Source organism: Rhodoferax sp. (assembly GCF_039922535.1).
Lineage (GTDB): Bacteria > Pseudomonadota > Gammaproteobacteria > Burkholderiales > Burkholderiaceae_C > Rhodoferax_B.
In genome coordinates this window covers 1-4,758 of record NZ_JBDTEM010000333.1, presented here as the reverse complement: position 1 = coordinate 4,758, position 4,758 = coordinate 1, and the positions used below count along the sequence as shown (strand labels likewise).

The window sequence follows — 4,758 nt, the reverse complement described above, 5'->3', positions numbered from 1 at the left end:
CGGGGATGGCAGCACCTGTGTGGTGCAGTTGTCGTGGGTGGTGTTGCGCGATGCCCAGGGCGTGGTGACGCAAAGCATTGGTTTCTTCAAGGATTTGACCGAGAAAAAAGCCAGCTTCGAGCGCATCGAGCAATTGGCCTATTCCGATGTACTGACCGGCCTGCCCAACCGGTTGATGCTGTCGCAGCGGGTGGACTTTGCACTGCGTCTGGCCGAGCGGGATGGAGGCGAGTTCGCCATCCTGTTTCTTGATCTGGACCGGTTCAAAAATGTCAACGATTCTCTGGGCCATTTGTTTGGTGACCGGGTACTGGTCGAGGTCGGCCAGCGCATGCTGCATTGCCTGCGCCAGGTAGACACCCTGTGCCGCCTGGGCGGCGACGAGTTTGTGATGTACCTGCACCAGGCCGATGCCGAGGGTGCCAAGATGGTGGCGCAGCGCGTGCTGGAAAGCCTGGCCCAGCCTTTCCACATGGATGGCGTCGATTTTTCGATGGGCTGCAGCATCGGTGTGGCCATGTTCCCGGCGGATGGCCAAACGCTGGACGACATGATCAAGTCGGCCGACACGGCCATGAACCGCGTCAAGGAACGCGGCCGGGGCAGCTTCCGCTTCTACCAGCCGCAGATGAACGTGGCTTTGCTGCCGCGCATGAAGATGGAGCACCGCATGCGCCAGGCCATGGAGGCTGGGCACTTTAGCCTGCACTACCAGCCGCAGGTCAGCCTGTCCACCGGCAACGTGCTGGGTGTAGAAGCGCTGATCCGCTGGCAAGACCCCGAACTGGGTGCGGTGTCGCCCGGCCAGTTCATTCCAGTGGCCGAAGAGTCGGGCTATATCGTCACCATCGGCACCTGGGTACTGAATGAGGCGGTGCGCCAGGCGGCAGTCTGGCAGCGCCAGGGCTATGACCGTGCGGTGTCGGTCAACGTGTCGGCCCTGCAGTTCCAGCAAAGTGATTTTGTGGAGCGCGTGGCTAACGCTTTGGCCGATTCGGGTCTGGACCCGGGCCTGCTGGAGCTGGAGCTGACCGAATCCATCCTGGTGCAAGATGCCGACGAGGCTCTGGCCCGGTTGCGGGCGCTGGCAGCGCTAGGGGTGTTTTTGTCGATCGACGACTTTGGCACCGGCTACTCCAGCCTGGCGTATTTGAAGAAATTTCCCATCCACAAGCTGAAAATCGACCGCTCTTTCATCAGCGGTCTACCCGACGACGAGAGCGACCAGGCCATCGTCAGCGCCATCATCCAGATGGGCCGCGCCCTCAAACTGACGGTCATTGCCGAGGGCGTGGAAACCATGGCCCAGCGCGACCTGCTGCAGCGCCTGCTGTGCGACCAGTACCAGGGATTTTTATGCGCACCCGGCGTGCCCAGCGAGGTTTTGGACACCACGATTGCAGCCGCATTGGAGCGGCTTGCGGGATAAGGTATGGAGCAATCGTTGGGCATCACGGCCCGATCCCAGGAACCCGTGGAACCGGCTACGCCGGGCCACCAGGTTCGCCCCCTGCAAGGGGGTTGGCGTAGCGACACGAAGTGCGCGAAGACTGGGGGGTGTGCAAGAAAAGGTGTCTGCGAATGCCACCGGACCGGCATCCTGAACCGGGGTTCAGGTGGGCTAGGTCACCTTGGAGTTGGGTTCATCTAACGCGAGATGATCACGCTCCCCGAGGGATATTCCAGGCCCGGGCTCATGGAGCATTGGTTCAAGGAAATATAAAGCCCGGCATGCACCGCAGACGCTTTGATTCTAGGCTAAATCAAGTGCCCGTCGTCGCCTAAAGCCAAGTCGAGTTGTTCGATCAGCGTGGTCAACACCGGATCGTCGTTGCTGGCCACGTCGGAGTGCGCTGGGGTGGGGCGCGCGGGCGCACGGGCGCGGTCGGTCAGGTCAAATGCCAGGTTCAGGGCGGCCAGCACGGCGATGCGGTCGCGCGCCTTGATCTTGCCGCCGTCGCGGATGGCGCACATCGCCGTATCCACCATCTTGACGGCCTCCAGCAGGCGCGCTTCGCCGCCCTCCGGGCAGCCCAGCAGGTAGCTTTGGCCGAGGATCTGCACGTCGAGCTGCTTCATTCTGCGTCCTTGCGGGGGGCGGGGCGGATGGCGGGCGGATTGCCGATCTGGGGCAGTCGCTCCAGCAGCGCGTCGATACGGGCGCGGGCAGCGCCCAGGCGGGACTTCAGCGAATCGCGTTCATACGCCAGCCCGGCAACCTGTTCGGTCAGCAACTGGTTGGCGCGCTGCAACTCACGGTAACGCAGCAGCAGGCGCTCGGTACGTTCGGCAACTTGTTCAATTTGGGTGGGGGTGGCCATAAGCTTGCACATTCTAGTGGGGCGCGATTCAACCGTAAAATCAGCGGGTTGGTGCTCGCGGCATGGTTCACATTTCGCAGTTCAACGGGAAGCAGGAGGAGGTCGAAAACCCTTTAAGCCTGCGCTGCCCCCGCAACGGTACAGCGGATGAGCCCTAAGAACGTTGTCTTAAGCTCCTCTTTCACCACCCAGTCACTGGATGCGCATGCATCTGGGAAGACGGTGAAAGTTCTCCGCCAGCCCGGATACCGGCCAACAAGGTGGTGGTGCGTCTTTTTCAAAACTTAAAAAAAGCGCATTGCCTTGGTGCCCATGCACTGGCGGGGACGCCGGTGCGGGCCTATGCTGATGAATTGCCTTCCATGAAAACTGTTTTCGCCGCTGCACGCCTGTCCGTGCTACCTCTGGCTTGGGCCGCTGCATTTCCGTCTTGGGCCCAGACGCCACTCCAAGAGGTGGTGGTTACCGCCACCCGCGTGGCGCAGCCGGTGTCGGATTTGGTGGCCGATGTGACCATCATTGACTCTGATGCCATCCAGCGCAGCGGCGCGGCCTCGGTGGCCGACGTTTTGGCGCGCGTGCCGGGTATCGAAATCTCGCGCACCGGCGGCCCTGGCGCGAACACCAGCGTGTTTCTGCGCGGCGCCGAGACGCGTTTTACCGCGGTGTATCTGGACGGTGTGCGCATCGACTCCCAGGCCACCGGCGGTGCCTCGTGGAACACGATTCCCCTGGCGCAGATCGACCGCATCGAAGTGCTGCGCGGCCCGGCCAGCGCGGTGTACGGCTCGGACGCGCTGGGCGGTGTCATCCAGTTGTTCACCAAAAGGGGCGAGGGCGGCGTGGCTCCATTCGTAGGCGTGGGCTTGGGAACCTACGGCACGCGTAAGCTGAATGCGGGTGTGAGCGGTGCCAGCGGCGGCTTGGACTACTCGCTGGGTTTTGCCGGTGAGCGCAGCAATGGCTTTAACAGCCTGCTGGTGGCCGGTGCCAATCCCGATGACGACGGCTACCGCAGCCAGTCGGGCAACGCCCGCGTGGGCCTGCAAATCCAGCCCGGTCAGCGCCTGGAGGCCACCGCGCTGGCCAGCAAGATGAACGCCCAGTACGACGACCAGTTTGGCAGCCCCACCACCGACGACCACGCCACTTCCAAGCTGCGGGCTCTGGGCCTGAACTGGTCGGCCAAATGGTCCGATGTCTACAGCACCCAGCTGGCGGTCACCGATTCGCGCGACACCTACGCCACCCGCCCCTCCGTCTACGACACCGAAACGCGTCTGCGCGGCTATCTGTTCCAGAATGAATTCCACTTCGGCACCCATCGCGTCACCGCCGCTTTGGAGCGCAAACAAGACCATCTGGTCAACGACCCCATCGACAGCGGTCGCCACGAAGATGCGCTGGCCTTGGGCTACGGCTGGCAGCAGCAAGCCCACACCCTGCAACTCAATGTGCGGCACGACAAAGACAGCGAATTCGGCGGCCATAACACCGGCAGCGTGGCTTACGGCTATGCCTTCACCCCGCAGTGGCGTGGCACCGCCTCGGCCGGCACGGCCTTTCGTGCGCCCACGCTGTACCAGCGTTTCAGCGAATACGGTGCTGCCAGCCTGCAACCCGAAACCAGCCACAACACCGAACTGGGTCTGCGCTACGCCGCTGGGCCTGACAGCCTGGGCCTGGTGGCCTACCGCAACACGTTCAGCAACCTGATTTCTTTTGTCGGCGCAGGCCCCTGCGCATCGCCCTATGGCTGCTACGCCAACACCGCCCGCGCGCAAAGCCAGGGCGTGACGGTGTCCGGTGGCACCCGCCTGGGCCCGGTGAACCTGCAGGCCTCTGCCGACTTCCAGAACCCGCGCGATCTGGACAACGGCCAGCAACTCGCCCGCCGCGCCCGCCGCCACGCCACGCTGGGGGCCGACACCACGCTGGCCGGCTGGACCGTGGGCGGCGCCCTGCAGTTCTCCAGCAAGCGGTTTGAATACGACTACCTCGGCAACGCTACCGTGCTCGGCGGCTACACCCTGGTTGGCCTGAACGCCAGCACCCACCTGGCCCCCGAATGGACCCTGCTGGCCCGCGTGGACAACCTGGCCAACAAAACCTACCAGACTGCCAACACCTACGCCAGCGCCGGGCGGTCGGTTTATGTGGGCGTGTTGTGGGCAGCGCGCTGATGCGTCTGGCCACCACGGAGTTGATCCTCGGTGGCCAAAAAAGCGGCAAGTCCCGCCGCGCCGAGCAGTTGGCTGCGGCCTGGCTGGCCGATGCGGATCACCGCGCCGTCTTCATCGCCACCGCCCAGCCCTGGGACGCAGAGATGGTCGAGCGCATCGCCCGCCACCAGCGCGACCGGGCCGAGCGCGTGCCGGGCATGTTGACGGTGGAGGAGCCGCTGCACTTGGCCGAGGCCATCGCCCAGCACAGCCGC

The 4,758-nt window shown here is 64.0% G+C and carries 5 protein-coding genes and 1 riboswitch; of the genes, 3 read left to right on the top strand and 2 right to left on the bottom strand.

The window, feature by feature from the left end; translation table 11 throughout:
* Nucleotides 1–1,429, top strand: a 1,429-nt coding sequence (locus tag ABI213_RS15935; RefSeq protein ID WP_348027812.1) for an EAL domain-containing protein, incomplete at its 5' end; no start/stop codon positions are given.
* Between the two features lie 329 nt (nucleotides 1,430–1,758).
* Here the strand turns inward: ABI213_RS15935 and ABI213_RS15930 are convergent.
* Together ABI213_RS15930 and ABI213_RS15925 are read right to left on the bottom strand one after the other, a co-directional pair.
* Complete coding sequence (locus tag ABI213_RS15930) at nucleotides 1,759–2,079, bottom strand: cell division protein ZapA (protein ID WP_348027810.1); 321 nt, start codon at nucleotides 2,077–2,079, stop codon at nucleotides 1,759–1,761.
* Nucleotides 2,076–2,321 (bottom strand): DUF904 domain-containing protein, encoded by a 246-nt coding sequence (locus ABI213_RS15925; RefSeq protein ID WP_348006877.1) that lies wholly within the window; start codon nucleotides 2,319–2,321, stop codon nucleotides 2,076–2,078. The genes ABI213_RS15930 and ABI213_RS15925 overlap by 4 nt, the downstream gene beginning before the upstream one ends.
* Nucleotides 2,322–2,353: 32 nt before the next feature.
* Nucleotides 2,354–2,593, top strand: a riboswitch (cobalamin riboswitch).
* A gap of 90 nt (nucleotides 2,594–2,683) precedes the next feature.
* Between ABI213_RS15925 and ABI213_RS15920 the strand changes: the two genes are divergently transcribed.
* The gene (locus ABI213_RS15920; protein WP_348027808.1) at nucleotides 2,684–4,504 is read left to right on the top strand and encodes a TonB-dependent receptor; all 1,821 of its coding nucleotides are present in this window, start codon (nucleotides 2,684–2,686) and stop codon (nucleotides 4,502–4,504) included.
* Nucleotides 4,504–4,758: bifunctional adenosylcobinamide kinase/adenosylcobinamide-phosphate guanylyltransferase (locus ABI213_RS15915; protein WP_348027806.1), on the top strand; the 255-nt coding region annotated here is incomplete at its 3' end. The genes ABI213_RS15920 and ABI213_RS15915, both read left to right, overlap by 1 nt.

What these genes read in the sequence shown, in the direction of transcription:
- ABI213_RS15930 (WP_348027810.1), bottom strand. Translation starts at nt 2,079, where the DNA reads ATGAAGCAGCTCGACGTGCAGATCCTCGGCCAAAGCTACCTGCTGGGC.
- ABI213_RS15925 (WP_348006877.1), bottom strand. Translation starts at nt 2,321, where the DNA reads ATGGCCACCCCCACCCAAATTGAACAAGTTGCCGAACGTACCGAGCGC.
- ABI213_RS15920 (WP_348027808.1), top strand. Translation starts at nt 2,684, where the DNA reads ATGAAAACTGTTTTCGCCGCTGCACGCCTGTCCGTGCTACCTCTGGCT.